Origin of the sequence: Saccharothrix sp. HUAS TT1, from assembly GCF_040744945.1 — a bacterium.
Lineage (GTDB): Bacteria > Actinomycetota > Actinomycetes > Mycobacteriales > Pseudonocardiaceae > Actinosynnema.
In genome coordinates this window covers 513,248-538,511 of sequence record NZ_CP160453.1, presented here as the reverse complement: position 1 = coordinate 538,511, position 25,264 = coordinate 513,248, and the positions used below count along the sequence as shown (strand labels likewise).

Genomic DNA, 25,264 nt, shown 5'->3' with positions numbered 1-25,264 from the left:
ACCTCGCCCCGCGACGCCGGAGGCGGCGCAATCCAACACTGTCGGTGGTCATCGGTAGCTTGTCCCCGTGGAGGAACAGCTGGGGTTCGACTTCGGCGCGATGCCGAAGAAGCTGGTGCGGGTGACGCCGGCGAAGCTCGCCACGTGGGCCGACTGCCCGCGTCGCTTCCGCATGGCCTACCTCGACCGGCCGTCGCCGCCGCGTGGTGGGGCGTGGGCGCACAACACCCTCGGCGCGGTGGTGCACAACGCGCTCAAGGCGCTGTTCGACCTGCCCGCCCAGCGCCGCACCCCGGAGCAGGCGGTGGCGCTGCTGCACCGGCAGTGGAAGAACGACGGCTTCCGGGACGCCGAGCAGGCCGCCGGGTACCGGGACCGGGCGGTCGGGTGGGTGCGCGACTACGTCACCGACCTCGACACCTCGATCGAGCCGGTCGGCATCGAGCGCTGGGTGTCCACGCCCACCTCGAAGATCGTCGCCGAGGGCCGGGTGGACCGGATCGACCTGCGCGACGGCGAGCTGGTGATCGTCGACTACAAGACCGGCCGGCACGCGCTGACGGTGGACGACGCGCGCGGCTCGCAGGCGTTGGCGCTGTACGCGCTGGCCGCCCGGCGCACGTTGCGCAAGCCGTGCCACCGGGTGGAGCTGCACCACCTGCCGACCGGCACGGTCGCGGTCTGGGAGCACACCGAGGAGAGCCTGGGCCGGCACGTGACCCGGGCCGAGGAGGCGGCGGACGAGCTGCGGCTGGCCACCGACACCCTCGACGCGGGCGGCGACCGGGAGATCCTGTTCCCGCCGCGCACCGGCAGGCAGTGCACCTGGTGTGACTTCCGCCGCTCCTGCCCCGAAGGGCAGCAGGCGGCGCCGACGCTCGACCCGTGGGCGTTGCTCGCGCCGTAGAGTTGGCCGCGTGACGATGGTGGACAGCGGCCCCGAACCACGCCTGGCGAGGCTGTGGCGCGGCGTCAGCGGCGCCCTCGCCGTCGGCCTGGTGCTGCTGGCGTTGGCCTTGATCGGCGTGCAGGTCTACGCGGGCAGCCAGGACCTGCCCGGCCCCGGGCTGGACGTGGTGGCGGGCCACGTCGGCGCGGCCGTGGCCGCGGTGGTGGCGCAGGTCGTCGCCGACCGCCGCAAGGGCTGGGCGGTCGGGGTGTGCGGCCTGGTGGTCGTGCTGCTGGCGGTGTTGACGCTGTGGTTCTTCTGGTGGGCCTGATCCCGCGCTGACCGGGCCCGTCGGCCGGGACCCGCCCGGCCGACGGGCCGCGTCGGCCCGTCAGAAGGCGGGAACGCGCCAGCGCTGAGCGCTCAGGTTCACGTTGCAGTTCGCGAGGAGCAGCGGTCGCCCGGCGCCGTCGTGCTCGACGCAGGCGGCCGTCGCGAGGTTCTGGAACACCACGACCGTGCCGCTGCTCAGGAACGAGACCTTCCACCTCTGGGCGGGGACGCCGACGCACGCCCTGCCGACGACCTTGCCCCCCTCCGCGGTCGCGCAGAGCCCTTGCCCCTGCTCCCTGATGGCGCCGTAGTCGACGACCACCCACCCCTCGTTCGCGCTCCCGCTGAAGGGCCGCGCGATGACCGGCGCGCCGGCCTGGTCGGACTGCTTCCACACCGTGCCCGGCTCGGCCACGCTGTCGATCCTGATCACCGTTTCCGGAGCGGCAGCCTCTCGGGCGTCGGCCGCCGGCGCGACCGACAGCGCCGAAGCGGCCACGACGACGGCGGTCAACGCACGTCGGAACGTCATTCGAACCTCCCCTGTCGAGGGCACCCACGTTAGGGCGACGGCAGGGTGTCCGAGCGGCGTTCGGGCGGCGGAACACCCCTGGTGGCGGTGAACGACACCTCCGGCGCAGCGCGGCCGGCAGTCGTCACGCTCGGCGAGCCCGCACCGGTCGCAGCGGGGTCAGGAGAGCCAGGCCCGCCAGGTCGGCAGGAGCGTGGCCAGCAGGGCGTCCGGCGCCTCGGTGTTCGGGCTGTGCACGGCACCGGGCAGCACGGCGAAGTCGGCGTCCAGGCGCTCGGCCATGTCCCGCTGGCTCGCCGCCGACCAGGCGTCGTCCAGCTCGCCGCACACCACCAGGCACGGGACGCGCGCCGACCGCGTGGCGCGGGCCAGCTTGGCGACCAGGTCCGGCTCGGTGCGCAGCGCCTCGCCCATGCCGAGCAGCCCGGCGGGCGACGAGCGGACGAACCGCTCCCGGTAGAAGTCCTTCAACCGCTGCGGCACCGCCCGCCACGCCGGGTCGAGCGCGTACCGCGTCTCGTTGACCTCCTGCGCCGCCTCGACGCCCTGCTCGCGCAGCACCACCTCGCCGTACTCCAGAGCGGTGCGCCGCGCGCCCGGCGGCAGCTCCGACGGCCCGGACGCCATCAGCGTCAACCCGGCCACCGGCGCGCCCGCCAGCACCGCGCCGCGGGCCACGAGCCCGCCGTACGAGTGGCCGAGCAGCAGCACGCGCCTGCCCTCGGCGGCCAGCTTCGCGACCAGCTCGGCCACCACCGCGCCCAACGCCTCGGGCCGGTAGTCCGACTCCGGCACCGGGCCGACCGACTCGTACTGGCCGGGCAGGTCGACCGCGACGGCCTCGACGCCGGCGTCGGCGATCGGGTCGAGCAGCGGCGCGAAGTCCTCCTTGGACCCGGTGTAGCCGGGCAGCAGGAGGGCGGTGGCGCCGAGGTCGCGGCCGGCGGCGGGCGCGCGCAGCGCCGCGATCGGGCCGTGCCTGCCGGGCAGGTCCACGCGTTGGCCGCGGTGCGGGCTGAACTGCGAGTGCACGCCTGGCAGTCTGCCGCACCGGCCGGCTGGGCGCGTGGCGCGTTACCGCAGTGCGACGAGCGTGCCGCCGCGCTGCTCCAGCACCACGGGTCCCTCGGTGGCCATCTCGATCGGGCCGGTGTGGTCGCCGCGGTCGACCGGCACCCGGCCGACCTCCTCGCCGGTGACCTGGTCGAGCACCGCCAACGCGCCCTGGACCGGCAGCAACAGCCGACCGGCGAGCGTGGTGCCCGCGCCGAGGGTGTCGTCGGCGGTCCACAGCGGGTTCAGGTCGTTCAGCGACAGCGCCACCGTCTTCGACCCGGTGAACCAGTAGGTGTTCGCGGTGCTGGTGAAGGTCGACGCCACCCGACCGGGCGGATCGCCCGCCAGCTCGTCGGCGGTGACGTCGACCGGGTAGGTCCCGATCGAGCTGCCGGTCTCGGAGTCGAACACCACGATCCGGCCGGGCACGGCCAGCGCGACCCGGTTCGCCGTCACCGCGATCACCCGCGCGCCGGTCTCGCCGGTCAGCACGGTGGTGATGACCTGCGGCTCGTCCGACTTCTCCGGGTTCGGCTTGAGGATCGTGAGGCGGTCGGACGGGTCCTGCGCGGGGCAGCGCTCGATCAGCGCGACCTTGCCGCCGGTGACCGCGAACGAGTGGTACGTGCAGCCGGTGCGCGGCTGCTTGCCCGGGTTCACGATGGCGCGCAGCGCGCCGTACTCCATCGAGCGGACCAGGTCGTCGCGGCGGTAGACCTCGACGTAGCTCCCGCCGGTGGTGAGCACGTGCGAGCCCTCGTTCAGCAGCCGGGCGCCCAGCTCGGCGTCGCCGTTGCGCTGCGGGCCGCGCTTGCCGGAACCGGTTTCGAGGGTGGTGACCTCGGAGCAGTTGGTGTCCTTGCGGTGCACCGCGAACACCCGGCCCCAAGCCGTGGTGACGGTGCACAGCGGCCAGTCGCGGGCGTAGCGCCAGCGGACGTCGCCGCTCAGCGCGTCGCGGCCGACGACCTCGCCGCCGTCACCGGTGACCACGACCGAGTCGAGGTTCACCGGGACCGGCGTCGCGCCGCTGGGGGCGCGCCAGCTCTCGGCCAGCGTCGGCGGCATGGCGGTGACCGGTTGGAGCGGGGTGATCGCGGACGGGCCGGTCTGGCTGACGGTGTTGCGGGCGTCGCTGGTCAGCCACACGGTGAGGGTCGCGACCAGCACGCCGACCACGACCAGGGCCAGGCCGATGAAGTCGCCCCTGGTGCGCCACGACCGGGCCGGCAGCCGTTCGGGGGTGTCCTCGTCCCGCGGCTCGACGGGCTCGGCCAGGACGTCTTCCCCGTCCAGCACGACCTGCCCGTTCGACTCCGCCTGCTCCGGCTGGCCCACTGCCCGGCTCCCGATGGTCGGTGATCTCGTCTGGCGACATGCTGCCACCACCGGGACGAGGTCGGTGTGAGGCGGCGGCACCCGACCGTTCCCGCGTGCGGCGGCTCGGCGAGCGCGTCGCGCCGGGCAGCGCCCGGATGCGCGCTGCCCACCACGATCCTGCCCTACTCGGCCGTCGGCGCGGCCTCGCCCGCCTCGCCTCCGGTGCGCCGGCGACGACGCCTGCGCGGGCGCTCGCCCTCGCCCGCCGCACCGGACGCGGCCGACTCCGCCGGCGCGCCCGCAGTGACCTCGGCCGACGCTTCGGCCGTCGCACCGCCCTCGCCGGCCGCCACCCCGCCGCGGCTGCGACGGCGACGACGCGGACGGGTGCCGCCTTCCTCGCCCGAGCCGGAGCCGGTGGTGCCGCTGCCCGCCGTCGAGCCCGAGCCGGACTCGGTGGCCGGGGCCGCCTCGCCGCCGGAACGACCGCCGCGGCGGCGCTTGCGGGTCTTCTTCTCGCCCTTCAGGTTCTCCTCGGGCTCGGCGTCCAGCCCCGCGCGGGTGCGCAGGCCGAGCGGCAGCCGTCCGGTCGAACCCGCCGGGATGTCCAGCTCCGCGAACAGGTGGTCCGACGTCGAGTACGTCTCCACCGGCTCCGGCTTGCCCAGGTCGAGCGCGTCGCTGATCATCTTCCAGCGCGGCATCTCGTCCCAGTCCACCAGCGTGACCGCGACACCCGTGCGCCCCGCGCGACCCGTGCGGCCGATGCGGTGCACGTAGGTCTTCTCGTCCTCGGGGCACTGGTAGTTGATCACGTGCGTGACGCCCTCGACGTCGATGCCGCGGGCCGCCACGTCGGTGGCCACCAGCACGTCGATCTTGCCCGAGCGGAACGCCCGCAGCGCCTGCTCGCGCGCGCCCTGCCCCAGGTCGCCGTGCACGGCCGCCGCGGCGAAACCGCGCTCGACCAGCTCGTCGGCCACCTTCTGGGCGGTGCGCTTGGTCCGGGTGAACACCATGGACAGGCCGCGCTCGCGGGACTGCAGCGCCCGCGCCAGCAGCTCGGACTTGTCCAGCGCGTGCGCGCGGTAGACGAACTGCTCGGTGCGCTCGTGGATCGCGCCGGCGTCGTTCTCCTCGGCCCGCACGTGCGTGGGCTGGTTGAGGAACGTGCGGGCCAGCGTGATGATCGGGCCGGGCATGGTCGCCGAGAACAGCATGGTCTGCCGCTCGTCGGGCACCATCCGCAGGATGCGCTCGATGTCGGGCAGGAAGCCCAGGTCCAGCATCTCGTCGGCCTCGTCCAGCACCAGCCCGCGCACCTTGCCCAGCACCAGGTGCCGCTGCTCGGCCAGGTCGAGCAGCCGGCCGGGGGTGCCGACGACCACGTCGACGCCCTTGCGCAGCGCCGCGATCTGCGGCTCGTAGGGCCGGCCGCCGTAGATGGCCAGCACCCGCACGCCCAGGTGCTTGGCCGCGTCGGTCAGGTCGTGGGTGACCTGCAGGCACAGCTCGCGGGTCGGCACGACGACGAGCGCCTGCGGCGTGCCGTCACCCGGAACGGTGATCCGCTGGAGCAGCGGGATGCCGAACCCGAGCGTCTTGCCGGTGCCCGTGCGAGCCTGGCCGATGACGTCGCTGCCGGCCAGCGCCAGCGGCAGGGTCAGCTCCTGGATGGCGAACGTCCGGTGGATGCCCGCCTCGGCGAGCGCGCGCACGATCTCGTCGCGCACGCCCAGCTCGCCGAACGCGGGCGAGTCGGGCTTGACCGGGGCGTCGGCCACCAGGGGGTGGGAGGTGTCCTCGGCGGGCACGCCCGCCTCGCTGTGCTCCAAGGCCACCGGGTCTGCGTGGTTCTGTTCGTTTGTCGCGGTCAGGGTGATCGCCTCTCTCGTACCAGCGCGCACGGCCTGTACGGGCCGCTCGACCGCGTCACCGCCGGCTCGGGCCACCGGGAAGGGGCCGGGCGGGTCGCGGGAGGGCCAGCGAGGTGTGTGCGCGCACCCTCTCCTGGCGGCACGGTGCCGCCGCAGTTCAGCCTTCGGCACCGCTGCGAGCCCCCACTGGGCCGCGCCGCGCCGGGCGTCGTCTGCCCAGTCTACCCGCCGACTAGGCCGATCGGGCTGGTTCGCGTCGCAAGGTGCGGTTTCACGTGCGTGGGTGTCGCGAAGGACACCCGACTAGGCTCGCCGCCATGAGCGACCCTGGTGTGGAGCGAGCGGCGGGTCAGGCGGTTGCGGTGGGTGACGGGGGCCAGGTGGCGGAGGGGGTCGTCGACCTGCTCGGCGCCCTCGCGTACGGCGAGCTGTCGGCGTTCGACCGCCTGGCCGAGGACGCCCGGACCGCGCCCACGCTGGCCGGGCGGGCCGCGTTGTCGCGGATGGCGGCGGCCGAGATCGGCCACTACGCGCTGCTGGACCGGTACCTGGCCGAGCGCGGCCACTCGCTGGAGGAGGCCATGCGGCCCTTCGCCGCGGGCTTCGACGCCTTCCACGCCTCGACCGCGCCGCGCTCGTGGCTGGAGTCGCTGGTGAAGGCCTACGTGGGCGACGCGCTGGCGGCCGACTTCTACCGCGAGGTCGCCGGGTGGCTGGACGAGCCGACCGGCGAGCTGGTGCTCGCCGTGCTGGCCGACACGGGCCACTCGGCGTTCGCCGAGCGCGAAGTCCGGGCCGCCTGCGAGGACGACCCGACGCTGCGCGACCGGCTCACGCTCTGGGGCCGCCGGCTGCTCGGCGAGGCATTGACGCAGGCCCAGTACGTGGTGGCGGAGCGGGACGGGCTCGCGGAGCTGATCGTGCGCGGCTCGGGCGACCTGGCGGGCATCGCGGCGCTGTTCCGGCGGCTGCAGCAGAGCCACACGCGACGCATGACGGCGCTCGGGCTCGGCTAGGGTTGGTGTTCGAAAGCCATCAACGCCGCACGGAGGTCAGCGTGGAGGTCAGGGTCGGGATCGCGGACAGCCCGCGGGAGCTCGTGGTGTCCAGCGGGCTCACCCCCGAAGAGGTCGAGGCGCAGGTCGCGGACGCGCTGAAGGCGGGCACCGGGCAGCTCGTGCTGGTCGACCAGAAGGGCGCCCGCTACGTGGTGCCCGCGGCGCGCATCGCCTACGTGGAGATCGGTCCGAGCGATTCCCGCCGGGTCGGCTTCATCTCCGGCGGCTGAGCGGCGCGAGACTTCGGGTCCGGGTGGCCGGGCACGGGAAGGGGCGCCCGTTCGGGCGCCCCTTCCGCGTTCCCGTCCGCGTCAGCCGACCGCGAACGGCGGGGTGGAGGTGCCCGCCACCCGGTAGCGCCGCCACGGGTCGGGGTCGGTCAGCGAGCCGGTCGCCGAGCCGTCCGGCGTGCGCAGCAGCGCGGTCCGCGCACCGCCCTCCACCAGCTCGGTGACCTGCTCGTTCGCGCCGACCCGGCCGTACCAGTGGTAGCGGCCGTCGATGGGCTGGAAGTAGCCGCGCAGCTGCACGCTCACCGGCACCTCGCGCTCGTCGAACACCAGCACGGCCTCGCCGGTGTAGCCCTCCTCGTCGTGCTCGTGCTCCTCGGACATCACGCCTCCTCGACGTCGACGACCCGCAGCCGGGGTCCCTCGTGCGGCTGCCCGGCGGGCAACCCGGTGGTCAGCGGCGCGTCCGGGTCGAGTTCCACGCCCGCGGAGCGGAGCAGGCCGTCGATGGCGTGCCAGATGATCGTGGTCAGGTAGTCGCTCAGGCTCGCCCGCGACATCGACTGCCGGTCCAGCCACCAGTCACCCGCGTTCTGCACCATGCCGACCAGCGCGTGCGCCCACGGCTCGGCGCCGCCGGAGTCCATCCCGAACGCGCGCAGGTAGTCGCCGAGCAGCCGGGCCAGGGCCGCCGCGATCAGCTGCTTGTCCTCGGTCACCACGTCCTGCTCGACCGGCCGGTCGGCGAACGACTTGCGCACCACGAACCGGTACAGGTTCGGGTGCTCCTCGATCACCGACAGGTAGGCGTCCACGATCCGCTTGATCCGGGTGCGGATCGAGCCGTCGTCGTGGCCGATCGCGGGGCCCATCCGGTCCATCAGCATCTCGGTGCCGCGCTGGCCGACGGCCAGGTACAGGTCCGACTTGTCGGCGAAGTGCCGGTAGAGCACCGGCTTGCTGACGCCCGCCTCGGCGGCGATCTCGTCCATGCCCACGTCCGGGCCGTGCTTGGCGACGGCGCGGACGGTGGCCTCCACGAACTCGGCGCGCCGCGCCTCGCGGTGCCCCTTCCAGCGCTCCCGGCGCGCGTCCGTCCCGCCCTTGACAGTTCGAGCCATGTGACGCACGCTACCAGAAGTAACCGTTACCTCAAGTAACAGATAACCGCTGGGGAGGGACCCCGATGACGAGGACTCTGAAGGTCGCGGACCGCGAGAAGACCGCCGAACGGCTGCTCAACTCCTCGGCCGACAAGTTCTACGACCCCGAGGTCGACATCGACTGGTCCGCGCCGCTGGTGGACGGCCTCCGGTACACCCCCGAGCACCGGTGCTCGCTCTACGGCACCGAGCTGTGGGACCGGATGAGCCCCGAGCAGCGCATCGACCTGTCCCGGCACGAGGTCGCCAGCGTGGCCAGCGTCGGGCTGTGGTTCGAGATCCTGCTGATGCAGATGCTGCTCAAGGAGGTCTACCGGACCGATCCGACCACCAAGCACGCCCAGTACGCGCTGACCGAGGTCGCCGACGAGTGCCGGCACTCCACGATGTTCGCGCGCATGGTCGAGGCCATCGGCTGCCCGCCCTACGGGCCCCGGCAGCACACCTACCAGCTGGGCAAGCTGCTCCCGGTGGTCGGTTACGGGCCCGCCCTGTACGGGTCGATCCTGGTCGCCGAGGAGGTCCTGGACCGGTTGCAGCGCGAGACGATGGCCGACGAGACCGTGCAGCCGCTGGTGCGCATGGTCAACCGGATCCACGTGCTCGAAGAGGCGCGGCACGTGCGGTTCGCCCGGGAGGAGGTCGTCCGGGGCATGGAGAAGCTGACGAAGAAGGAGCTGCCCTACCAGCGGTGGCTGATCGCGACCACGTCCATGTTCATCACCCGGTCGTTGATCAACCCCGAGGTGTACGCGGCCGTCGGGCTGGACAAGGAGCAGGCGCACAAGGCCGCGCTGGGCAACCCGCACTGGCAGGAGAGCATCCGCTGGTCCGGCGAGCGGATCATGAAGTTCCTGGACGAGGTCGGCCTGGTCGGCAAGCCCGGCATGCGGGCGTGGCGCCGGTCCTTCCTGCTCGGATGAGCGCCCCCGCGCAGGTCGACCAGCGGTTCGTGACGTCCGACGGCACGGCGCTGCACGTCGTGGACGAGGGCCCGCGGGACGCCGGGGTGACCACCGTGCTGCTGCACGGCTGGACGTTGGACCACACGTCGTGGGACGCGGTGGCGGCCGGGCTGCCGGGCCGCGTGCTGCGGTACGACCACCGCGGCCACGGCCGCTCCGACCCCGCGCCGGTCGGGACCGCCACCATCGCGCGGTGCGCCGACGACCTGGCCGAACTGCTCGCGGCCAGGGCCCCGACCGGGCGGGTCGTGCTGGTCGGGCACTCGATGGGCGGCATGACGGTCATGGCGCTGGCCGAGCAGCACCCCCCGCTGCTCGACCGCGTCGCCGGGGTGGTCCTGGTCGCCACCTCATCGGGTGAACTCGCGGGGTCGACGCTGGGGCTGCCCGGCGCGGTCGGCCGGGCGTTCGTGCTGGGGGAGAAGGCGGTGAACCGCCGGATCGCCCGGTTGCGCCGGGCCGAGCTGCTGAAGCGCACCGGCGCGGCCCGGCCGGGGCTGCGGTGGCTGCTGTTCGGCAGGCGGGCGTCGTGGCGGCACGTGGCCCTGACCGCCGCCATGGTCGGCCGGTGCCACCCGGTCAGCATGGTCGGGTTCCGCGACTCGCTGGACGAGCACGACCGGCGGAAGGCGCTGGCGGAGTTCGCGGGCGTCCCGGCGGTGGTGCTGGCGGGCGCGCAGGACCGCCTCACCCCGCTCCGGCACGCCCGCGTGCTGGCCGACGAGCTGCCGCACGCCGAGCTGGTCACCTATCTGGGCGCCGGCCACATGCTGCCCTTGGAGAGGGCGGACGAGGTCACAGCAAGAGTAACCGCGTTGCTGTGAGCACGGGTGAAGGGCCGTCGTCGGGGACGGCCCTTCACCGCGCGGCTCAGTGTTGCAGGGGGAAGCCGCCGCCGATGCCGCGCCAGGCGAGGTTCGAGATCAGCGCGATCGCGTCCTCCTTGGCGAGCTTGCGGTCGTCCGCGAGCCACGACCGCGCCGTGACCTGCGACAACCCCACCAACCCGACCGCCAGCAGCCGGGCCCGGTGCTCGTCCAGGCCCGCGTCGGCGGTGATGGTGTCGGTGATGGCCTCGACGCTGTCGGTCGTCGCCCGCTCCACGGCCCGCGCCACCGCGGGCTCGCTGCGCAGGTCCGACTCGAACACCATCCGGAACGCCTGGCCCTCGCCGTCCACGAAGTCGTAGAACGCGGCCACGGCGGCCTTCACCCGCTGCTTGTTGTCCGTCGTGGACGCCAGCGCGCCGCGCACCCGGTTCACCAGCTCGTCCACGTGGGACTCGAGCAGTGCCATGTACAGCTCGAGCTTCCCCGGGAAGTGCTGGTAGAGAACCGGTTTGCTGACCCCGGCCCGCTCGGCGATCTCGTCCATCGCCGCGGCGTGGTAGCCGTTGGTCACGAACACGTCCTGCGCCGCGGCCAGCAACTGGGCACGCCGAGCGGTCCGCGGGAGCCGTACACCCCGCCCCGCCGCGCCGCCTTGGTGCCCGACCGCAGTCTGGGCCGTCTCCGTCATGGTGCCTCCAGCCGACCAATCACATCGCGGAACCGGAAAGGGGTTGCCCCGCCGGCTCGTCCGGCAACCTTACTCGCTGGTAGCAGCGATCCGGGAAAGCTTCTCGTTTCGTAGGACGCCCGGGAGGCATCCTGGGGTGGTGACCGAGACGCTGGAGGCGCGCCGAACCGCCATCACCCACGTGCCCCTGTCCACCACGCCGCTACCTCCGCTGGACACAACGATCCAGCCGTGGCCTGGTGACTACGTCGAGGTGGGCGGCCACAGCCTGTACGTCCGGCGCACCCCCGGGCCGCCCGGTTCGAGGGCCGTCTACGTGCACGGGCTGGGCGGGTCGTCGACGAACTGGACCGACCTGGCCGCCCAGCTGAGCGGGCACGTCGAGGGCCACGCGCTGGACCTGCCGGGGTTCGGCCGGTCCGAGCCGATCGACGGCTACGACTTCCGGATGGCCACCCACGCGCGGGTCGTCATCGAGTACATCGAGTCCCTGGGTCCGGGCCCGGTTCACCTGTTCGGCAACTCCATGGGCGGCGCGATCACGCTGATGGTCGCCTCCGCCCGGCCCGACCTGGTGCGCACCCTGACCCTGGTCTCGCCCGCCGTGCCGGACCTGCGGCTGAGCCTGCGCCGGGTGTCGGACCGCCGGCTGCCGCTGGCGTTCCTGCCGGTCGTGGGCGCGCGGGTGCGGCAGCAGCTGGCCGCGGTGTCGGCGCGCGAGCGCACCGACCAGATGCTGCGGCTGTGCTTCGCCGACCCGACCACGGTGCCGGAGAACCGCATCGAGCAGAGCGAGGAGGAGTACACCGAGCGGTCCGCGCAGGCGTGGGCGGGCAACGCGCTGAGCGCCAGCACGATCGACCTGATCCGCACCTGGCTGGTGCCGCGGTCCAAGTCGATGTGGCTGCTGCCGCCCCGGATCGCCGCGCCGACCCTGGTCGTGTGGGGCACCGAGGACCGGCTGGTCAGCGTGCGCAAGGCGCCCAGGGTGACCAGGCTGATCCCGCGCGGCCGGCTGTTCGTGCTGCCGCGCACCGGCCACGTGGCGCAGATGGAGCGGCCGGTGACGGTGGCCCGCGCGGTGGTCGGGATGTGGGAGGCGGCCGAGCGGGGCGAGTGGTGACGGCGGGGAGCGCACAGGTCACCTGGAATCCGCCCCGGTGGCGCGCTTGTGGCACCCTGGTCGCGTGAACCGGACGTCGCAGGGCGAGCGCGACGCGGCGCCGTCCGCCGATGACCGGCCGCCGCTGTCGGAGGACCGCTACCGCCGCGGCACGCGCCGCACCGGCGCGGAGCCGCTGGCCGCGTCCTGGGAGCCGGCCGGGCAGAGGCGCCGCAAGCGCCGCAGGGGGCTGAAGGGCCTCGTCGCCAACTACGGCTGGCGGATCTACGCGATCCCCGTGCTGCTCGTGCTGACCGCCCTGGTCGTGCTCGACACCGCCGCGCCGGGCAACACCGGTGGCTCGACGGACGCCGCGGGCGACCCGGCCACCAGCGCGCCGACCACGTCCACCCCGGAGGCGCCCGCGGCCGTCGAGAAGCCGCCCGTCCCGATCGACCTGAAGAGCGTGCCGACGGCCGTGCTGCCGGAGGGGCCGAAGTACTCCGAGCAGGGCGCGGGCACGTTCCAGGTGGTGCCGGGCGCGACCGAGAAGCTGGGCGGCGGCGAGCTGTACCGGTACAACATCGCGATCGAGGACGGCGTCGAGCCGGCCGACTACAACGGCGACCGCGACGCGTTCGCCCGCACGGTCGACGGGTTCCTGGCCGACCCGCGCAGCTGGACGGGGACCGGCACCACCGCCCTCCAGCGGGTCGAGGGCGACGACGTCGACTTCACCATCGCCCTGACCACGACGAACACCGCGCACGCCATCTGCGGCTACTCGATCCAGTTCGAGGCGTCGTGCTGGCACCGGTCGTCCAGCCGGGTGATCATCAACGTCGCCCGGTGGGTGCGCGGCGCGAAGGCGTACGGCAACGACATCGGCGCCTACCGCACGTACGCCATCAACCACGAGGTCGGGCACGCCCTGGGCAACCCGCACGTGGGCTGCGCGGCCGACGGCGGCTTCGCCCCGGTGATGATGCAGCAGTCGTTCGGCGTGGCCAACGACTACGTCGCCCAGCTCAACTCGGTGCCCGGCGGCGACGCCAACGCGGTGCCCGCCGACGGCAAGGTGTGCAAGCCCAACCCGTTCCCGGTGGCCCCCCAGTAAGGGCTGGTGCGGCCGGGCCGTCCCGCGCCTTGGGACGACTTCCCATCGGGGAAGACGGACGGGCAGGCTGGTGTTGTCCGTCGGTACAGGACATGTTTCGTCTAGGAGGACTCAGATGGCGCTTCCGCCGCTCGTGGAGCCCGCAGCGGAGCTGACCAAGGAAGAAGTCGCGCGGTACAGCCGCCACCTGATCATCCCGGACGTCGGGGTCGACGGGCAGAAGCGGCTGAAGAACGCGAAGGTCCTGGTCGTGGGCGCGGGCGGGCTGGGCAGCCCGGCCCTGCTCTACCTCGCCGCGGCGGGCGTCGGCACGCTGGGCGTGATCGACTTCGACATCGTCGACGAGTCGAACCTCCAGCGCCAGGTCATCCACGGTCAGTCCGACATCGGCAAGCCCAAGGCCGAGTCGGCGCGCGACTCGGTGGCCGAGATCAACCCGTTCGTGAAGGTGGTGCTGCACCAGGTCCACCTGAACTCGGAGAACGCGCTCGACATCTTCCGCGACTACGACCTGATCCTGGACGGCACGGACAACTTCGCCACCCGGTACCTGGTCAACGACGCGGCCGTGCTGCTGGGCAAGCCGTACGTGTGGGGCTCGATCTTCCGGTTCGAGGGCCAGGTGAGCGTCTTCTGGGAGGACGCCCCGAACGGCCAGGGCCTGAACTACCGCGACCTCTACCCCGAGCCGCCGCCGCCCGGCATGGTGCCGTCGTGCGCCGAGGGCGGCGTGCTGGGCGTGCTGTGCGCGTCGATCGGCTCGATCATGGTGACCGAGGCGATCAAGCTGCTGACCGGCATCGGCGACCCGCTGCTCGGCAGGCTCATGGTGTACGACGCCCTGGAGATGTCCTACCGGACCATCAAGATCCGCAAGGACCCGGAGAGCGTCAAGATCACCGAGCTGATCGACTACGAGGCGTTCTGCGGCGTGGTGTCCGACGACGCCCAGCAGGCCGCCGCGGGCAACACCATCACGCCGCTGGAGCTGAAGCAGAAGCAGGACGCCGGTGACGACTTCCTGCTGGTGGACGTCCGCGAGCCGCACGAGTACGAGATCGTGAAGATCCCGGGCTCGGTGCTGATCCCGAAGGACCGCATCCTGTCCGGCGAGGCGTTCGCCGAGCTGCCGCAGGACAAGCAGGTCGTGCTGCACTGCAAGTCGGGCGCGCGTTCGGCGGAGGCGCTGGCGGCGCTGCACCGGGCCGGCTTCAAGGACGCCGTGCACGTGGGCGGCGGCGTGCTCGCCTGGGCCCGCGAGGTCGACCCCTCGCTGCCGACGTACTGATCTGCGCCGCCTTCGGCGTCGCGGGCTCGGTCGCTGGGAAGTCGACCGTTCGAGCCCGGTGTTCGAGGACCGGAAAGCGTGGTCCTCGAACACCGGGCTCGAACGGTCGACGCGACCTCGCGGGTCGGGTCGGGTGAGACCGCAATAGTGCGGTTGGGCCGAATGCGTGGACACCGCGCGTTCCGGGCATGAGGTCCACCAAACGGGCCCCCGGTGCAGGTAGCGTGCCCCGCGTGACCTCGACTCCGGAGCCGCCACCGTCGCACGTGCGCGCCGCGTTCGGCGCGCGGGACGCCGAGCCGGAGCTGATCGACGGCGGCCCGGTGTGGCGGTGCGGTGACGCGGCCATCCGGCCCGCCAACAAGCCCGCCGAGGCCACCTGGGTCGCCAAGACCCTCGACGCGCTGGACGTCGACGGCCTGCGCGTGGCCAGACCGCTGCGCTCCACCGACGGCCGCTACGTCGTCGGCGGTTGGGCCGCGACCAAGTACCTGTCCGGCCGGGCCGAGCCGCGGCACGACGAGGTCGTCGACGTGGCCGTCAAGCTGCACCGGGCGACCGCCGAGCTGGCCAGGCCGCGCTTCCTGGACGCCCGCACCGACCTGTTCGCCACCGCCGACCGCTGCGCGTGGGACGAGGAGAAGGCCGACCTCGACCCCGACCTGGGCGGCCGGTTGTTCGAGGTCTGCGCGGGCTACCGCAAGCCGGTCGCGGTCGAGCCGCAGGTCGTGCACGGCGACCTGTTCGGCAACGTGCTGTTCGCGGGCGACGCCGCGCCGGCCATCATCGACTTCGCCGCCTACTGGCGCCCCGGGCCGTACGGCGCGGCGGTCGTCGTGGTCGACGCGCTGTCCTGGGGTGGCGCGGATCACGGTCTGGCGCAGCGCTGGTCCCACCTGGACGAGTGGCCGCAAATCCTCCTGCGCGCGACCCTGTTCCGGCTCGCGGTGCACGCGTCGCACCCCCGTTCCAGCAGACAATCCCTCGCCGGGCTCGAACGGACCGCCGCGCAGGTGCTCGACCTGATGTGACCTCACCCCCTGCGGGGGTGTGCTGAGCAGTCAAGTTCGCGTGGACGAAACAATCCGCGTCCTGCCGTTAACAGCCACTTCCTACCGTCGGCTCGTGACCGCCTCCGCGAGCATCGACACGACCAGGGTCGACACGCACTGCCCGTACTGCGCGCTGCAGTGCGCCATGTCCCTCGACAACGGCAAGGTGTCGCCCCGGGAGTTCCCGACCAACCGGGGCGGCCTGTGCCAGAAGGGCTGGACGTCGGCCGAGCTGCTGACCTCGCCCGCCCGGCTCACCACGCCGCTGGTCCGCCGCGACGGCGAGCTGCGCCCGGCCACCTGGGACGAGGCCCTGGACCTCGTCGCCGCCAAGCTCGCGGAACTCCGGCGGGTCCACGGCCCCGACTCGGTCGGCGTGTTCGGCGGCGGCGGGCTGACCAACGAGAAGTCCTACCTGCTCGGCAAGTTCGCCCGGGTCGCGCTGGGCACGTCCCAGATCGACTACAACGGCCGGTTCTGCATGTCGAGCGCCGCCGCCGCGGGCCTGAAGGCGTTCGGGCTGGACCGGGGGATGCCGTTCCCGGTCACCGACCTCGACCACGCGGACGCGATCCTGCTGGTCGGCAGCAACCCGGCGGAGACCATGCCGCCGTTCGTGCAGCACCTGAAGAACGCCGAGCTGATCGTCATCGACCCCCGGCGCACGCCCACCGCCGAGCTGGCCACCCTACACCTGCAGCCCGCGCCCGGCACGGACCTCGCGCTGGCGCTCGGCCTGCTGCACACCGCCGTCGCCGACGGCCACCTCGACCAGGCGTACCTGGACGAGCGCACCACCGGCTTCGCGGACGCCTGGCGCGTCGCCGCGACGTGGTGGCCGGAACGGGTCGAGCGGGTCACCGGCGTGCCGGTGGCCGACCAGCGGGCCGCGGTCCGCGTCCTGGCCGAGGCCGCCAACGCCTACGTCCTCACCGGCCGCGGCACCGAGCAGCACGCCAGCGGCGCGGACACCGTGTCGGCGTGGATCAACCTGGCCCTGGCGCTCGGCCTGCCCGGCGTGAAGGGCTCCGGCTTCGGCTGCCTGACCGGCCAGGGCAACGGCCAGGGCGGCCGCGAGCACGGCCAGAAGGCCGACCAGCTGCCCGGCTACCGCAAGATCACCGATCCGGCGGACCGCGAGCACGTGATGAACGTCTGGGGCGTGGACGAGCTGCCCGGACCCGGCCGCTCGGCCTACGAACTCCTCGACGCCCTCGGCCGACCGGGCGGGCCGAAGGCGCTGCTGGTGTTCGGCAGCAACGTCGTCGTCTCCGCGCCGCGCTCGCAGCACGTCGCCGACCGCCTGGCGGCGCTGGACCTGCTGGTCGTCGCCGACCTGGTGCTGTCGGAGACGGCCGCGGTCGCCGACGTCGTGCTGCCGGTCACGCAGTGGGCCGAGGAGAGCGGCACGATGACCAACCTCGAAGGCCGCGTCCTGCTCCGCCAGGTGGCCGTGGCGCCGCCGGAGGGCGTGCGCAGCGACCTGGACGTGCTGCGCGGCCTGGCCACCCGGCTCGGCCAGCCCGCCGAGCGGTTCCCGACCGAGCCCGAGGTGGTGTTCGAGGAGCTGCGCCTGGCGTCCGAGGGCGGCGCGGCCGACTACTCCGGCGTCACCTACGAGCGCCTGCGCAACGGCGAGGCGCTGCACTGGCCGGTCGTGCGGGAGAGCACCCCCCGCCCCTTCCTGGACCGCTTCGCCCACCCCGACGGCCTGGCCAGGTTCGTCCCGGTCGAGCACCGCGGTCCGGCCGAGCCGCCGGACGCCGAGTACCCGCTGCAGGCCACCACCGGCCGGGTGCTGCAGCACTACCAGTCCGGCGCGCAGACCCGGCTGGTGCCCGAGCTGAACCGGGCCGAGCCCGAGGCTTACGTGGAGGTCCACCCGGACACCGCGACCAGGGCCGGCCTGGCCGACGGCGCGATGGCGGCCGTGGTGTCGCGGCGCGGTCGGACCGCGGCCCGGGTGCGCTGCGTGCCGTCCATGCGGATCGACGTGGTGTTCCTGCCCTTCCACTACGCGGGCGAGGGCCGGGCCAACCTGCTGACCAACCCGGTGCTGGACCCGACCAGCCGGATGCCCGAGTTCAAGGTGTGCGCGGTCCGATTGGAGTCGCTATGAGGAACGTTGTCATCGTGGGCTACGGCATGGCCGGCGCCCGGCTGGCCGACGAGCTCCGCCACCGCGACCCGAAGGCGGAGCGGGTCGCGGTGACCGTGCTGGGCGACGAGGAGCACCCCGCGTACAACCGGGTGCTGCTGTCCAGCGTGGTGGCCGGCTCGCTGACCCCGGAGGCGGTCCGGCTGCACGGCCCGGACTGGGCCGCCGAGCACCACGTCGACCTGCGGCTCGGCGGTTCGGTGACCAAGATCGACCGGACCCGCCGGGTCGTGCACGTGGACGACACCGAGGTGCCCTACGACGCGCTGGTGCTGGCCACCGGGGCGCGGTCCTGGATGCCGCCGACCGAGGGGCTGCTGGACGGCAACGGCGCGCCGGCCGCCGGCGTGGTGGCGTTCCGCTCGCTGGACGACTGCGCCCGGATCGTGGCCAAGGCGTCGCCCGGCACGCCGGTCGCCGTGCTCGGCGGCGGGCTGCTCGGGCTGGAGGCCGCCCGCGGCCTGGCCGGCCGGGGCTGCCTGGTCACCGTCGTGCACCCGGTCGGGCACCTGATGGAGCGCCAGCTCGACCCCGGCGCGGGCCGGGTGCTCGCGGGCACGCTGCGGGGCCTGGGCATCGAGTTCCGGCTCGGCGTGCCGGCCACCCGGTACTCGTCCGGCGAGGGGCTGGAGCTGGCCGACGGCACGCACGTGCCCGCCGACCTGGTCGTCGTCTCGGCCGGCGTGCGCGCCGAGACCGGGCTGGCCGAGCAGGCGGGCATCGAGGTCGACCGGGGAATCCTGGTGGACGACGCGCTGCGCACCAGCGACCCCAGGGTGCACGCCATCGGCGACTGCGCGCAGCACGTCGGCACGGTGTCCGGCCTGGTCCAGCCCGCGTGGGAGCAGGCGGCGGTGCTCGCCGACCGGCTCACCGGCGTCGCGCCGGCCGCCCGCTACGCCGGCACCACCGTGGTGACCAGGCTCAAGGCCCGCGACGTCGACCTGGCCGCGCTGGGCGACGTGCACGTGGGCGTCGACTCGGCCGACGACGAGGTGCTGTGCTTCCAGGACCCGGCCCGCGGCCGGTACGCCAAGCTCGTGCTGCGCGACGACAAGGTCACCGGGGCGATCGTGCTCGGCGCGCCGGACGCGGCGGCGGCCATCACCCAGCTGTTCGACCGCGGCCTGCCCGCGCCGACCGACCGGCTCGCGCTGCTGCTCGGCCGCGCGCTGCCCGCCGAGAACGAGGCCAGCCCGGCCGACCTGCCCGCGTCCGCCGTGGTGTGCCGGTGCAACACGGTCAGCAAGGGCCAGTTGGTCGGCGCGTGGCGCGGTGGCGCGACCACGTTGTCCGCGATCGCCGAGGTCACGCGCGCCGGCACCGGTTGCGGGGGTTGCAAGGATGCTGTGTGCGGGATCGTCGACTGGCTCGCGGCCTCACAGCCCCAGTCCGCGTGATGTGCGGGGGAGTTGCCGCCGACGACACCTGCCCGAACGTCGGGGTAACTGGTCTTCTTTACGTTTCCCACAACGGGAAATCGGTGTCCGGGAGGGTCCAATGAGCACGGTGGTGGAGACCGACAGCGTTGCGCCGCAGGCGAAGCGGCGCGGCCGGTGGATCGAGCACTGGGAGCCGGAGGACCCGTCGTTCTGGGAGGCGACCGGCAAGCGGGTCGCCCGCAAGAACCTGGTCCTGTCGATCCTGGCGGAGAACCTGGGCTTCACGGTGTGGAGCCTGATGAGCATCGTGGTGGTCAGCCTCGGCCCGGTCGGCTTCGACTTCAGCGTCGGCCAGACGTTCTGGCTGCTGATCGTGCCGAACCTGGTCGGCGCGGTGCTGCGCATCCCGTACACCTTCGCGGTGCCGAAGTTCGGCGGCCGGGCGTGGACCGCGATCAGCGCGGCGCTGCTGCTGATCCCCTGCGCGATGCTGATCATCGCGGTCACCGACACCGGCACGCCGTACTGGTTCTTCCTGCTCACGTCGGCCGCGATGGGCTTCGGCGGCGGCAACTTCTCGTCGTCCATGGCGAACATCTCGTTCTTCTACCCGGAGGGCAAGAAGGGCCTGGCGCTCGGCCTGAACGCGGCGGGCGGCAACCTCGGCGTGGCGATGGTGCAGCTCGTCGTGCCGATCGTCATCTCCATCGGGACCGGCGTCAACCTGGCCTACGCGGCGGTGTTCTGGCTCCCGTTCATCGTGGTCGCCGCGGTGTGCGCGTGGTTCATGATGGACAGCCTCACCCAGGCCAAGCCGGACGGCACGTCCTACAAGAAGGCGATGTCGAACAAGCACACGTGGGTGATGTCGTTCCTGTACATCGGCACGTTCGGCTCGTTCATCGGGTTCTCGTTCGCGTTCCCGTCGCTGATCAAGCTGAGCTTCGTCGACTACAAGAGCTTCGTCGGGCTGGCCTTCATCGGCGCCCTCATCGGCTCGGTGAGCCGGCCGTTCGGCGGGTGGCTGTCGGACCGGTTCGGCGGCGCCCGGATCACCGTGGCCACCTTCTTCGGCCTGGCGATCGGCACGGTCGGCCTGCTGGTCAGCATCGAGGTCCGCAGCTTCCCGCTGTTCTTCGGCTCGTTCATCGCGCTGTTCGTGCTGGCCGGCGTGGGCAACGGCTCCACCTACCGGATGATCCCGGCCATCTTCGCCACCCAGAGCGACGACCCGCGGTCGGCCAAGCGGCAGGCCGCGGCGGTGGTCGGCATCGCGGGCGCGGTCGGCGCGTTCGGCGGCGTGCTGGTCAACCTGGTGTTCAAGTTCTCGCTGGAGGGCAGCAAGACGCTGGCGCCCGCGCTGACCGCGTTCCTGGTGTTCTACGGCGTGTGCGTGGCCACCACCTGGTGGTTCTACATGCGGCGTCGCGTCTTCGCGCGCGTGCCGAGCCTCGCCTACGCCGGTGTATGACCCACACAACGCCCTGAAGTGCGGTGTGAGGCTGCTTTAACGCCTGCGCAACATTCGCGACCTTGGCACGACACGGTGCCCGGTGAGCATTGACCCCGGCAGAAGGAGGGATTGGTCCCATGACGCGAACGCTCGTGGTGGTCGGTCACGGCATGGTCGGTCACCGGTTGGTGGAAGCCCTTCGCGAGAAGGACGTCGCCGGCCGGTGGCGGATCGTCGTGTTCGCCGAGGAGACCCGTCCCGCGTACGACCGGGTCGCGCTGTCGTCCTACGTGGACACCTGGGACGCGGGGTCGCTGAGCCTCCCGCCGCACGACGACGACACCGTGGAGCTGCACCTGGACGACCGGGTCGCGGACGTCGACCGCGCCGCCAAGGTCGTCCGCAGCGCCAAGGGCCGGGTCCAGCCCTACGACGCGCTGGTGCTGGCCACCGGCTCGACGCCGTTCGTGCCGCCGGTGCCCGGCCGCGACCTGCCCGGCTGCCACGTCTACCGCACCATCGACGACCTCGACGGCATCCGCGCCACGGTCGAGTCGGCCCGCGGCGTCGGCCGGCACGCCGGCATGGTCCTCGGCGGCGGCCTGCTCGGCCTGGAGGCGGCGAACGCGCTGCGCGGCATGGGCATCTCGCCGCACGTGGTCGAGCTGGGCCCGCGGCTGATGCCGCTGCAGGTGGACGAGGGCGGCGGCGGCCTGCTCAAGCGCCTGGTCGAGAAGCTGGACCTGACCGTGCACACCGGCACGTCCGCGTCGTCCATCGAGCGGGACCGCGGCCGGCTGCTCGCCAAGCTGTCCAACGGCGTCGAGCTGGACCTCGACGTCGTGGTGTTCTCCGCCGGCATCCGGCCGCGCGACGAACTGGCCCGGGCGTCCGGCCTGGAGGTCGGCCCGCGCGGTGGCGTCATCGTGGACGAGGCGTGCCGGACCTCCGACCAGGACGTCTACGCCATCGGCGAGTGCGCCAACCTGGACGGCGTGGTGTACGGCCTGGTCGCGCCCGGCTACTCGATGGCCGAGGTGGTGGCGGACCGGCTGCTCGGCGGCGCCGCCGAGTTCCCCGGCGCTGACCTGTCCACCAAGCTCAAGCTCCTCGGCGTGGACGTCGCCTCGTTCGGCGACGCGCACGCCGAGGAGGAGGGCGCGCTGGAGGTCGTGGTCAACGACGCCGTGGCGGGCACGTACGCCAAGGTCGTGGTGTCCGACGACGCGAAGACCCTGCTCGGCGGCGTCCTGGTCGGCGACGCGACCAAGTACACCGTGCTGCGGTCCCTGGTCGGCAGGCCGGTGCCGGGCGACCCGGTCGCGCTGATCGGGCCGGAGGGCGGCGTCGAGCTGACCATGCCGCACGACGCGCAGGTCTGCTCGTGCCACGCGGTCACCAAGCAGCAGGTCGTGGACGTCGTCGACTCCGGCGACGCCGTCGACGTGCCCGGCATCAAGGCGTGCACCAAGGCGGGCACCGGCTGCGGCTCGTGCGTGCCGATGCTGAAGAAGCTGCTGGCCGAGTGCGGCGTCGAGCAGTCCCGGGCGCTGTGCGAGCACTTCGACCACTCGCGCGCCGACCTGTTCGAGATCGTCCGCTCCACCGGCATCACCACGTTCTCCGAGCTGATCTCCCGGCACGGCCGCGGCCTCGGCTGCGACCTGTGCAAGCCCGCCGTCGCCTCGATCCTCGCGTCGCTGGACAACGGCCACGTGCTGGAGGGCGAGCAGGCGGCGTTGCAGGACACCAACGACCGCTACCTGGCCAACATGCAGCGCAACGGCACCTACTCGGTCGTGCCGCGCATCCCCGGCGGCGAGATCACGCCGGAGAAGCTGATCGTCATCGGCGAGGTCGCCCGCGACTTCGGCCTCTACACCAAGATCACCGGCGGGCAGCGGATCGACCTGTTCGGCGCGACCGTCGACCAGCTGCCGCAGATCTGGAAGCGCCTGGTGGACGCCGGGTTCGAGTCCGGCCACGCCTACGGCAAGGCGCTGCGCACGGTGAAGTCGTGCGTCGGCACCACGTGGTGCCGCTACGGCGTGCAGGACTCGGTGTCGCTGGCCATCGAGCTGGAGCTGCGCTACCGCGGCCTGCGGTCGCCGCACAAGCTCAAGTCCGCCGTGTCCGGCTGCGCGCGCGAGTGCGCCGAGGCGCGCGGCAAGGACTTCGGCATCATCGCGACCGAGAAGGGCTGGAACCTCTACGTCGGCGGCAACGGCGGCTTCACGCCGCGCCACGCCGACCTGATCGCGTCCGACGTGGACCACGAGACCCTGATCAAGCTGATCGACCGGTTCCTGATGTTCTACATCCGCACCGCGGACCGGTTGCAGCGCACCTCGACCTGGATCGAGTCGCTGGAGGGCGGGCTGGACCACCTGCGCGCGGTCGTGGTGGACGACAGCCTCGGCATCTGCGCCGACCTGGAGGCCGCCATGGCCAAGCACGTCGACAACTACGCCGACGAGTGGCGCGGCGTGCTGGAGGACCCGGAGAAGCTGTCCCGGTTCACGTCGTTCGTCAACGCGCCCGGCACGCCCGACCCGACGATCTCGTTCCGCGAGGAGCGCGGGCAGAAGGTGCCGGTCCTGCTCGGTGTCCCCAGTGTCGGCCAGGCGGAGGTTCCCCGATGACACCCGTGTGCGAGTTGAGCGTCCTGCGACCCGACCAGGGCGTGGCGGCCCTGCTGCCGGACGGCTCCCAGGTGGCGGTGTTCCTCACCGCCTCCGGGGCGGTGCACGCGCTGGGCAACGTCGACCCGTTCAGCGGCGCGGCCGTGCTGTCGCGCGGCATCGTCGGCGACCGGGGCGGCGTGCCGGTGGTCGTGTCACCGGTCTACAAGCAGGCGTTCGAGCTGAGCACCGGCAAGTGCCTGGACGACCCCTCGACCGGGGTGCCGGTGCACCCGGTGGTCGTGACCGACGGCGTCGTCCAGGTCGGGTCGCCGTGACCGCCGCCCCGCTGGCGGGGTACACGGTCGGGGTGACCGCCGCCCGGCGGGCCGACGAGCTGGGCGCCCTGCTGGAGCGCAAGGGCGCGACCGTGCTGCACGGTCCCGCCATCAGGATCGTGCCGCTGCCCGACGACGCGGAGCTGCTGGCCGCGACCAGGGCCGTGGTGGACGAACCGGTGGACTTCGCCGTGGCGACCACCGGCATCGGCTTCCGGGGCTGGGTGGAGGCCGCCGAGGGCTGGGGGCTGGGCGCGCGCCTGCTGTCCCGGCTGTCCGGGGCGCGGGTGCTGGCCAGGGGGCCGAAGGCCCGGGGCGCGGTGCGCGCCGCCGGGTTGGTCGAGACGTGGTCGCCGGAGGGCGAGAGCAACGCCGAGCTGCTGGAGCACCTGGTGCGGTCCGGGGTGGCCGGTCGGCGGGTGGCCGTGCAGCTGCACGGCGACGTGCTGCCGGAGTTCACGTCGACCCTGCGCGCGGCCGGCGCCACGGTCGTCGAGGTCCCGGTCTACCGCTGGACCGGCCCGTCCGACCCCGCGCCCCTGGAGCGGCTGCTGGAGGCCGTGCTGGCGGGTCAGGTGGACGCGCTCACGTTCACCAGCGCGCCCGCCGCCGCCTCCGTGCTGCGCACCGCCGCCGCGATGGGCCGGCGCACCGAGCTGCTGGCCCTGCTCAGCCGCGAGGTGCTGGTGGTGGGCGTCGGCGCGATCACCGCCGGACCGCTGGTCGGGGCCGGTGTCCCGGTCGTGCAGCCCGCGCGGGCCCGCATCGGCGCGCTGGCCCGCGAGCTGACGCTGGAACTGCCGGCGCGGGCGACCAGGCTGCGGATCGCCACCCGTGACGTCGAGCTGCGCGGCCAGGCCGTCGTGGTGGACGGCGAGCTGCGGCCCGTCCCGCCCGCCCCGATGGCCGTGCTGCGCGTCCTGGCCGCCGCGCGCGGCCGGGTGGTGTCCCGGCGCGACCTGCTGGCGGCGTTGCCGAGCGGTGGGGAGGAGCACGCCGTGGAGACCGCGATCGGCCGGCTGCGCTCGGCGCTGGGCGAGCCGCGGATGGTCGCGACCGTCGTGAAGCGCGGCTACCGCCTGGCCCTGGATCCCGCGGAGGTGGCGGTATGACCCTGGTGCTCGTCGCGCACGGCACCCGTGACCCGGCCGGGGCCGTGGTGGTGGAGGAGATCGCGTCGCTGGTGCGCGCCCGCCTGGGTGGCGTGCCGGTGCGGGTGGCCTACGCCGACGTGCGGCAACCGGACGTCACGTCGGTGCTGTCGTCCACCTCCGGCCCGGCCGTCGTCGTCCCGGCCTTCCTGGCGGCGGGCTACCACGTCCGAACGGACATCCCGGCCCAGGTCGAGGCATCGGGTCACCCGGACGTGGTGATCACCGACCCGATCGGCCCGGCCCTGCTGCCCGCCCTGCTGGCCCGCCTGGTCGAGGCGGGCTGGACCGCGGGCGACTCCGTCGTGCTGGCCGCCGCGGGCTCCTCGGACCCCCGCGCGCTGGCCGACGTCCGCGCCGTGGCCGCCGCCCTGGCCCGCCGGGTGGGCCCGGTGGCCATCGGCTACGCCGCCACCGCCGAACCCCGCGTCGGCGACGTCGTCGCGTCGGCGCCCGGTCGGGTGGCCGTCGCCTCCTGGCTGCTGGCGCCCGGCCTGTTCCACCGCGTCGTCGCCGACTCCGGCGCCGCCGTCGTCGCCGCCCCGATCGGCGCCCACCTGCGCGTCGTCGAAGCCGTCCTGCTGCGCTACTACGAGGCCCGCTGCTTCCAAGACGCCGCCTGACCCGCGTGTCCTACCTCCAGAACGCGAGAGTCCTACGT

24 protein-coding genes are annotated in these 25,264 nt (G+C 73.3%); 17 read left to right on the top strand and 7 right to left on the bottom strand.

Features of this window, described 5'->3' with window-relative positions:
• The first annotated feature begins 67 nt into the window (after positions 1 to 67).
• Positions 68 to 907, top strand: a complete 840-nt coding sequence (locus AB0F89_RS02600) for a RecB family exonuclease (RefSeq protein WP_367132158.1) — start codon at positions 68 to 70, stop codon at positions 905 to 907.
• Between the two features lie 10 nt (positions 908 to 917).
• Positions 918 to 1,220: a hypothetical protein gene (locus tag AB0F89_RS02595; RefSeq protein WP_367132156.1), complete on the top strand. Its 303-nt coding sequence runs from the start codon at positions 918 to 920 to the stop codon at positions 1,218 to 1,220.
• 60 nt (positions 1,221 to 1,280) lie between these two features.
• Here AB0F89_RS02595 and AB0F89_RS02590 read toward each other — a convergent pair whose 3' ends face one another.
• The 4 genes from AB0F89_RS02590 to AB0F89_RS02575 all read right to left on the bottom strand — a co-directional run bounded on the left by AB0F89_RS02590 (position 1,281) and on the right by AB0F89_RS02575 (position 5,971).
• A complete protein-coding gene (locus tag AB0F89_RS02590) occupies positions 1,281 to 1,754 on the bottom strand; it encodes an RICIN domain-containing protein (protein WP_367132154.1) in 474 nt (157 codons plus the stop codon).
• A gap of 159 nt (positions 1,755 to 1,913) precedes the next feature.
• Positions 1,914 to 2,786 (bottom strand): alpha/beta fold hydrolase, encoded by an 873-nt coding sequence (locus tag AB0F89_RS02585; RefSeq protein ID WP_367132152.1) that lies wholly within the window; start codon positions 2,784 to 2,786, stop codon positions 1,914 to 1,916.
• Between the two features lie 42 nt (positions 2,787 to 2,828).
• Positions 2,829 to 4,148 (bottom strand): PQQ-binding-like beta-propeller repeat protein, encoded by a 1,320-nt coding sequence (locus AB0F89_RS02580; protein ID WP_367132150.1) that lies wholly within the window; start codon positions 4,146 to 4,148, stop codon positions 2,829 to 2,831.
• Positions 4,149 to 4,312: 164 nt separating this feature from the next.
• On the bottom strand, positions 4,313 to 5,971 hold the full coding sequence (locus AB0F89_RS02575; protein ID WP_367132148.1) for a DEAD/DEAH box helicase: 1,659 nt from the start codon (positions 5,969 to 5,971) through the stop codon (positions 4,313 to 4,315).
• Positions 5,972 to 6,324: 353 nt separating this feature from the next.
• On the opposite strand from AB0F89_RS02575, the gene AB0F89_RS02570 reads away from it, so the two are divergent.
• Both AB0F89_RS02570 and AB0F89_RS02565 read left to right on the top strand, forming a co-directional pair.
• Positions 6,325 to 7,023, top strand: coding sequence for a ferritin-like fold-containing protein (locus AB0F89_RS02570; protein WP_367132146.1), 699 nt, complete (start codon positions 6,325 to 6,327; stop codon positions 7,021 to 7,023).
• 41 nt (positions 7,024 to 7,064) lie between these two features.
• Positions 7,065 to 7,295 (top strand): DUF3107 domain-containing protein, encoded by a 231-nt coding sequence (locus tag AB0F89_RS02565; RefSeq protein ID WP_367132144.1) that lies wholly within the window; start codon positions 7,065 to 7,067, stop codon positions 7,293 to 7,295.
• An 81-nt stretch (positions 7,296 to 7,376) separates the two neighbouring features.
• On the opposite strand, the gene AB0F89_RS02560 is transcribed toward AB0F89_RS02565, so the two are convergent.
• Positions 7,377 to 7,679, bottom strand: a complete 303-nt coding sequence (locus tag AB0F89_RS02560; protein ID WP_367132142.1) for a DUF4873 domain-containing protein — start codon at positions 7,677 to 7,679, stop codon at positions 7,377 to 7,379.
• Positions 7,679 to 8,416 (bottom strand): TetR/AcrR family transcriptional regulator, encoded by a 738-nt coding sequence (locus AB0F89_RS02555; RefSeq protein ID WP_367132140.1) that lies wholly within the window; start codon positions 8,414 to 8,416, stop codon positions 7,679 to 7,681. The genes AB0F89_RS02560 and AB0F89_RS02555 overlap by 1 nt, the downstream gene beginning before the upstream one ends.
• 65 nt (positions 8,417 to 8,481) lie before the next feature.
• Between AB0F89_RS02555 and AB0F89_RS02550 the strand changes: the two genes are divergently transcribed.
• Together AB0F89_RS02550 and AB0F89_RS02545 are read left to right on the top strand one after the other, a co-directional pair.
• Entirely contained in the window at positions 8,482 to 9,381 is a 900-nt protein-coding gene (locus AB0F89_RS02550; protein ID WP_367132138.1) for a diiron oxygenase, read from the top strand.
• Entirely contained in the window at positions 9,378 to 10,247 is an 870-nt protein-coding gene (locus tag AB0F89_RS02545; RefSeq protein ID WP_367132136.1) for an alpha/beta fold hydrolase, read from the top strand. Before AB0F89_RS02550 ends, AB0F89_RS02545 begins: the two co-directional genes overlap by 4 nt.
• Positions 10,248 to 10,293: 46 nt before the next feature.
• On the opposite strand, the gene AB0F89_RS02540 is transcribed toward AB0F89_RS02545, so the two are convergent.
• Positions 10,294 to 10,941 (bottom strand): TetR/AcrR family transcriptional regulator, encoded by a 648-nt coding sequence (locus tag AB0F89_RS02540; RefSeq protein ID WP_367132134.1) that lies wholly within the window; start codon positions 10,939 to 10,941, stop codon positions 10,294 to 10,296.
• A gap of 139 nt (positions 10,942 to 11,080) precedes the next feature.
• Here AB0F89_RS02540 and AB0F89_RS02535 point away from each other — a divergent pair, with 139 nt between their 5' ends.
• From AB0F89_RS02535 to AB0F89_RS02485, 11 genes are all read left to right on the top strand, one after another.
• Positions 11,081 to 12,064 carry an alpha/beta fold hydrolase gene (locus AB0F89_RS02535; RefSeq protein ID WP_367132132.1) on the top strand — a complete coding sequence of 328 codons (984 nt, stop codon included), beginning with the start codon at positions 11,081 to 11,083 and terminating at the stop codon, positions 12,062 to 12,064.
• Positions 12,065 to 12,128: 64 nt separating this feature from the next.
• Positions 12,129 to 13,160 carry a DUF3152 domain-containing protein gene (locus tag AB0F89_RS02530; RefSeq protein ID WP_367132130.1) on the top strand — a complete coding sequence of 344 codons (1,032 nt, stop codon included), beginning with the start codon at positions 12,129 to 12,131 and terminating at the stop codon, positions 13,158 to 13,160.
• 115 nt (positions 13,161 to 13,275) lie between these two features.
• Entirely contained in the window at positions 13,276 to 14,448 is a 1,173-nt protein-coding gene (gene moeZ / locus AB0F89_RS02525; RefSeq protein ID WP_367132128.1) for an adenylyltransferase/sulfurtransferase MoeZ, read from the top strand.
• Positions 14,449 to 14,681: 233 nt separating this feature from the next.
• Positions 14,682 to 15,479: a TIGR02569 family protein gene (locus AB0F89_RS02520; protein ID WP_367132126.1), complete on the top strand. Its 798-nt coding sequence runs from the start codon at positions 14,682 to 14,684 to the stop codon at positions 15,477 to 15,479.
• A gap of 94 nt (positions 15,480 to 15,573) precedes the next feature.
• On the top strand, positions 15,574 to 17,619 hold the full coding sequence (locus AB0F89_RS02515; RefSeq protein WP_367132124.1) for a molybdopterin oxidoreductase family protein: 2,046 nt from the start codon (positions 15,574 to 15,576) through the stop codon (positions 17,617 to 17,619).
• On the top strand, positions 17,616 to 19,058 hold the full coding sequence (locus AB0F89_RS02510; RefSeq protein ID WP_367132122.1) for an FAD-dependent oxidoreductase: 1,443 nt from the start codon (positions 17,616 to 17,618) through the stop codon (positions 19,056 to 19,058). The genes AB0F89_RS02515 and AB0F89_RS02510 overlap by 4 nt, the downstream gene beginning before the upstream one ends.
• A 100-nt stretch (positions 19,059 to 19,158) precedes the next feature.
• Positions 19,159 to 20,511 (top strand): MFS transporter, encoded by a 1,353-nt coding sequence (locus AB0F89_RS02505; protein ID WP_367132121.1) that lies wholly within the window; start codon positions 19,159 to 19,161, stop codon positions 20,509 to 20,511.
• Positions 20,512 to 20,630: 119 nt separating this feature from the next.
• A complete protein-coding gene (nirB, locus tag AB0F89_RS02500) occupies positions 20,631 to 23,135 on the top strand; it encodes a nitrite reductase large subunit NirB (protein WP_367132120.1) in 2,505 nt (834 codons plus the stop codon).
• Entirely contained in the window at positions 23,132 to 23,452 is a 321-nt protein-coding gene (gene nirD, locus AB0F89_RS02495) for a nitrite reductase small subunit NirD (protein WP_367132118.1), read from the top strand. Before nirB ends, nirD begins: the two co-directional genes overlap by 4 nt.
• Positions 23,449 to 24,564 carry a uroporphyrinogen-III synthase gene (locus AB0F89_RS02490; protein ID WP_367132116.1) on the top strand — a complete coding sequence of 372 codons (1,116 nt, stop codon included), beginning with the start codon at positions 23,449 to 23,451 and terminating at the stop codon, positions 24,562 to 24,564. The genes nirD and AB0F89_RS02490 overlap by 4 nt, the downstream gene beginning before the upstream one ends.
• A complete protein-coding gene (locus AB0F89_RS02485) occupies positions 24,561 to 25,226 on the top strand; it encodes a sirohydrochlorin chelatase (protein WP_367132114.1) in 666 nt (221 codons plus the stop codon). Before AB0F89_RS02490 ends, AB0F89_RS02485 begins: the two co-directional genes overlap by 4 nt.
• Positions 25,227 to 25,264 lie beyond the last annotated feature (38 nt).

What these genes read in the sequence shown, in the direction of transcription:
- AB0F89_RS02590 (WP_367132154.1), bottom strand. Translation starts at nt 1,754, where the DNA reads ATGACGTTCCGACGTGCGTTGACCGCCGTCGTCGTGGCCGCTTCGGCG.
- AB0F89_RS02570 (WP_367132146.1), top strand. Translation starts at nt 6,325, where the DNA reads ATGAGCGACCCTGGTGTGGAGCGAGCGGCGGGTCAGGCGGTTGCGGTG.
- AB0F89_RS02560 (WP_367132142.1), bottom strand. Translation starts at nt 7,679, where the DNA reads ATGTCCGAGGAGCACGAGCACGACGAGGAGGGCTACACCGGCGAGGCC.
- AB0F89_RS02555 (WP_367132140.1), bottom strand. Translation starts at nt 8,416, where the DNA reads ATGGCTCGAACTGTCAAGGGCGGGACGGACGCGCGCCGGGAGCGCTGG.
- AB0F89_RS02550 (WP_367132138.1), top strand. Translation starts at nt 8,482, where the DNA reads ATGACGAGGACTCTGAAGGTCGCGGACCGCGAGAAGACCGCCGAACGG.
- AB0F89_RS02545 (WP_367132136.1), top strand. Translation starts at nt 9,378, where the DNA reads ATGAGCGCCCCCGCGCAGGTCGACCAGCGGTTCGTGACGTCCGACGGC.
- AB0F89_RS02540 (WP_367132134.1), bottom strand. Translation starts at nt 10,941, where the DNA reads ATGACGGAGACGGCCCAGACTGCGGTCGGGCACCAAGGCGGCGCGGCG.
- moeZ (WP_367132128.1), top strand. Translation starts at nt 13,276, where the DNA reads ATGGCGCTTCCGCCGCTCGTGGAGCCCGCAGCGGAGCTGACCAAGGAA.
- AB0F89_RS02510 (WP_367132122.1), top strand. Translation starts at nt 17,616, where the DNA reads ATGAGGAACGTTGTCATCGTGGGCTACGGCATGGCCGGCGCCCGGCTG.
- AB0F89_RS02505 (WP_367132121.1), top strand. Translation starts at nt 19,159, where the DNA reads ATGAGCACGGTGGTGGAGACCGACAGCGTTGCGCCGCAGGCGAAGCGG.
- nirB (WP_367132120.1), top strand. Translation starts at nt 20,631, where the DNA reads ATGACGCGAACGCTCGTGGTGGTCGGTCACGGCATGGTCGGTCACCGG.
- nirD (WP_367132118.1), top strand. Translation starts at nt 23,132, where the DNA reads ATGACACCCGTGTGCGAGTTGAGCGTCCTGCGACCCGACCAGGGCGTG.
- AB0F89_RS02485 (WP_367132114.1), top strand. Translation starts at nt 24,561, where the DNA reads ATGACCCTGGTGCTCGTCGCGCACGGCACCCGTGACCCGGCCGGGGCC.